The organism is Bradyrhizobium sp. NAS80.1, from assembly GCF_001908205.1.
Lineage (GTDB): Bacteria > Pseudomonadota > Alphaproteobacteria > Rhizobiales > Xanthobacteraceae > Bradyrhizobium.
Window position 1 is genome coordinate 1 of record NZ_LGHL01000302.1, and the last position, 4,371, is coordinate 4,371.

Below are 4,371 nucleotides of genomic sequence, written 5' to 3' on the forward strand. Positions count from 1 at the left end.
TTGAAAAGGGCAAGGTCGCGGGTCCGTCTTTCGATCAGGAGCCGGGTTCGGATCGACCAGACTTGGTTTGGCCGCAGCGGAGGTTTGGCTCCGATCAGCTTGCCCTTGTTCCAGGGTGTCCGGCAAGCTTTGGTGGAGGGGCTATCTTCGTCAGGCATAATCGTACTCCTCGGTTTGTGAGGGCACCGAGCATGCGTTGTGACTCCCAGATCGTGTCTGCTTTCAGAGGCTTGCGGCCGTGGGGGGGCCATGGGGTCGCCTTAGGTCCGCAGCGAATGCCCCCTAAGCAATCATTCGGCACGCCTGTCATTCGATCACCTCGTCGGCACTGGTGCGCGCCAAAGCCGGACCGAAGGTCGCCATCCTGCGCGGAACCTTACCGCCGGATCCGCGTTCGGGATGTCGGTGGACGTCTACCCGGCCTCGGTAGTCCACGAGCGAGCACTCGGTGGCGACCCCGCAGCGGCTACGAGCGTCTCGGAGGACTTCCGGTTCCCATCAAATCGGAGCGGGAAATGGCTCGACTACTATCGGTGAACGTCGGACTTCCGCGCGACATAGAATGGAAGGGTCGCACCGTACACACCGGGATCTGGAAAAATCCGGCGCGCGGCCGCTGTCGGGTCGGCCGGTTGAATCTAGACGGAGACGGTCAAGGCGACTTGGCCGGCCACGGAGGTGAACAGCGAGCCGTCTTCGTCTACCAGATCGAATCGTATCACTATTGGCAGGAGCAGCTGAAACGAACCGACTTCATCTACGGACAGTTCGGCGAGAACTTCACGGTCGAAGGATTGCCCGACGATGCCGTTTGCATCGGCGACCGCTATCAAATCGGCACTGCACTGTTCGAAGTTACCGCGCCTCGCGTTACCTGCTATCGCGTTGGCATTCGGCTGAACGAGCCCCGGATGCCGGCATTGCTGACATCCCGCGGACGGCCGGGGTTCTACTTCCGCGTTCTGCAGGAAGGTGAGATTGGCGCCGGCGACGCAATCGCGAAGGTAGGAGAGGCGAATGAGCGAATGACCATCGCAGAGATCAACGCGCTTCTCTATTCGCCCAATCATGCGCGCGATCGACTGGAGCGAGCCTTGCTGATCGAGGCCCTTTCGCCCGGTTGGCGGTCGTCTTTTGAGGCTTTACTGCAGAGCCAAACGACTGGCGCGGGAAGTGGCAACGCGGGACTCGCGCCGGCAGCAGCAGCGCATCCGGCTGCGCCAGGGTTTCGGCCGCTCGCCGTGACTGCGATTGATCCGGAGTCCGCGGACGTCGTTTCGCTGACGATGCACAGTCCGGACAATCAGTCGCTGCCGATCGCGCTGCCGGGGCAGTATGTGGTCTTGCGTCTTCCTCGGGCCACAGGCGGCACGCCACTTTTTCGCAGCTACTCGCTCTCGGGCCCTCCCTCGACGGACCGCTATCGAATCAGCGTGAAAATCGAGCCGAACGGCGCGGCCGGAACCTACCTCCAGGAGCGTGTCCGTGTGGGCGACGTTCTCGACGTGAGCTCGCCGCGTGGAAGCTTTATTCTGCAACCCGGAGAGCGCGCGGTGGTGCTGCTCAGTGCGGGAATCGGGGCAACGCCTGTTCTGGCTATGCTGCATGCCCTGGCGTCAGAACGCTCCACACGAGAGATCCTGTGGCTGCACGCGGCTCGAGATGGGCAGCACCATCCATTCGCTCCCGAGATCCGCCGCATCATGCTGGGACTCACAAAAGGCCGCAGCCATGTTTGTTACAGCAATCCGGCCTCGCGCGACAAAATGGGTGAGGATTTCGACGGTGCCGGTCACCTGTCGCCGGCGGTCTTCAACGAGGTCGGCATCCCGCAAGATGCGGATGTATATCTATGCGGGCCTACACGCTTTATGGCGGACATGAAATCGGCGCTTTCCACCGTGGGCGTGCCGCCGGAACGGATTCAGGTCGAACTCTTCAATGGCGGCGAGTCGATGACCCCGGGTATGGTCCGCGCAGCGACGCGAGCGGCGCATGTGCCCCAGGACGACGCCAACACCGGTCCGTTGGTGTCTTTCGCGCGCAGCGGCATCGCCGCACATTGGAAGCCTTCCTACCAGAGCATTTTGGAGCTGGCCGAGGCGTGTGACATTCCGGTCCGCTGGTCGTGCCGGACGGGTGTTTGTCACAACTGTGAGAGCGGTTTGGTTTCGGGGGCGGTCGCCTATGGACCGCAGCCACTCGAGAAACCCGCCGACGGCAACCTTCTCGTTTGTTGCTCACAACCGATTCGTGACGTCGTTATCGATTTGTGAAACCCTGAGGGCGGCGCATATCGGACCGAAGAGGAGGCGCGGCGCGAAGCTCTCAGTCGAGGTGATCACGTTGCCCGTGAGTGATGTCGAGCGATCGCTCCGGTTCTATGTCGGCCAGGTCGGCTTTTACGCTTCTGCGATCCTCGGCGCTACACTCATCGTGAGACCGTGCCATGACCCAAGTCTTCGACGCCATCGTCATCGGGGCCGGACAGGCGGGACCATCCGTGGCCGGACGGCTGACCGCCGCCGGAATGAAGGTCGCGCTCGTCGAGCGCAATCTGTTCGGCGGAACCTGCGTCAACACCGGCTGCATGCCGACGAAGACGCTCGTCGCAAGCGCCTATGCCGCTCACCTTGCCCAGCGGAGCGGCGAGTATGGGGTCGTGATCGAGAGTCCGATCAAAATCGACATGAAGCGGGTCAAGGCCCGGGCCGATACTGTCTCAACGAGCGCCCGGACGAATGTCGAAAAGTGGCTGCGCAGCATGCGCGACCTGACTGTCATCAATGGGCATGCCCGGTTCGAGGGCCCGGATGTCGTCCGGGCGGGCGAGAGCCTGCTGAAGGCGCCTCGCATCTTCATCAATGTCGGCGGCCGCGCGACCGTGCCCGACATGCCGGGAGTCGGCACGATCGACTACCTCACCAACACGTCGATCCTCAAGCTCGATACCATCCCACAGCACCTGGTCGTCGTCGGCGGAAGCTATATCGGGCTTGAGTTCGCCCAGATGTATAGGCGTTTCGGCGCGGCGGTCACGGTCGTCGAGATGGCACCACGGCTGATCGCCCGGGAGGACGAGGACGTGTCTGAGACGGTCCGGGAGATCCTCACCGATGAGGGGATCGCGGTGCGCACCAGCGCCACCTGCATTGGGTTCAGGCCCCACCCGGACGGCGTGGCGGTCGGCGTCGATTGCACATCCGGGGAGCCGGTCGTGGTGGGCTCGCATGTGCTGCTGGCTGTGGGGCGCCGGCCCAACACGGACGATCTCGGCCTCGACAAGGCTGGCGTCGCGTTGGATGCGCGGGGCTACATTGTGGTGGACGACGGTCTGACTACCACTGTCCCCGGCATCTGGGCCCTGGGCGACTGCAACGGCCGCGGCGCGTTCACCCACACGGCCTATAACGACTACGAGATCGTCGCCGCCAATCTTCTCGACGGTGGCAACAGGCGAGTGAGCGACCGGATCCCCGCCTATGCACTCTATGTCGATCCGCCGCTCGGGCGCGTCGGCCAGTCGGAGACTGAGGCGACACGCACAGGCCGTAAGCTCCTAGTGTCTAAACGCCCGATGACGCGAGTCGGGCGTGCGATCGAGAAGGGCGAAACCAAAGGCTTCATGAAGGTGGTCGCCGATGCGGACACGAAACAAATCCTGGGAGCCGCCATCTTGGGGGCAGGCGGCGACGAGGCGATCCACGGCATCCTGGACACGATGAATGCCGGAGCGACCTATCCGGTGCTGCAATGGGCGGTGCCGATCCACCCGACCGTCTCGGAACTGATCCCGACCGTTCTCGGCGAACTGAAGCCATTAAGCGGCTGATCAGTTCCAGGGCGGCGAGCAGCGGCTTGCTGCGTTGGACTTGGACGCGCAAAGTCTGCTTCTGATGCTGTGGACGGCTCCTCCACGGGCACGAGAGTGCCTAGGAGTGGGCGCCGTTTGAGGCTCCCACGATTCGGAGGAGCAGCCTATGCAGTCAGTCTCGACGATTGGTCTGGATATCGCGAAGTCGGTCTTTCAAGTGCATGGCGTCGATGCATCCGGTCAGGTGGTGATCCGCCGCCAGCTCAAGCGCCGTTTCGTGCTGTCCTTCTTTGAGAAGTTGCCGGCGTGCCTGGTGGGGATCGAGGCTTGCGCGTCATCCCATTATTGGTCCCGCGAACTGCAGGCGTTGGGGCATACGGTGCGGTTGATGCCTCCGGCCTATGTGAAGCCCTACGGTGCGCCCCGACGGCGCGCATTACCAGTGGAGGAAGGAGCCCCCCAGAGAATTGTCGATTGATCTGGTAGCTGACGAGCGGTCTGGACGAGCAATCGGACGGACCGAAGCCTCGTGACAAAGGTCGCCTTGGGCGGCCGAG

At 63.0% G+C, this 4,371-nt stretch carries 2 protein-coding genes and 1 pseudogene; all 3 read left to right on the forward strand.

The genetic code is table 11. The annotated features are described in order from the left end of the window. Positions 1-515 precede the first annotated feature (515 nt). Positions 516-2,276, forward strand: a complete 1,761-nt coding sequence (locus AC629_RS42065; protein WP_084810517.1) for an MOSC and FAD-binding oxidoreductase domain-containing protein — start codon at positions 516-518, stop codon at positions 2,274-2,276. A gap of 173 nt (positions 2,277-2,449) precedes the next feature. Further along, positions 2,450-3,832 carry an FAD-containing oxidoreductase gene (locus tag AC629_RS42070; protein WP_084810518.1) on the forward strand — a complete coding sequence of 461 codons (1,383 nt, stop codon included), beginning with the start codon at positions 2,450-2,452 and terminating at the stop codon, positions 3,830-3,832. A gap of 148 nt (positions 3,833-3,980) precedes the next feature. Beyond that, positions 3,981-4,229, forward strand: a pseudogene (locus AC629_RS42075) (IS110 family transposase); the annotation flags it as partial. Between the last annotated feature and the right edge of the window lie 142 nt (positions 4,230-4,371).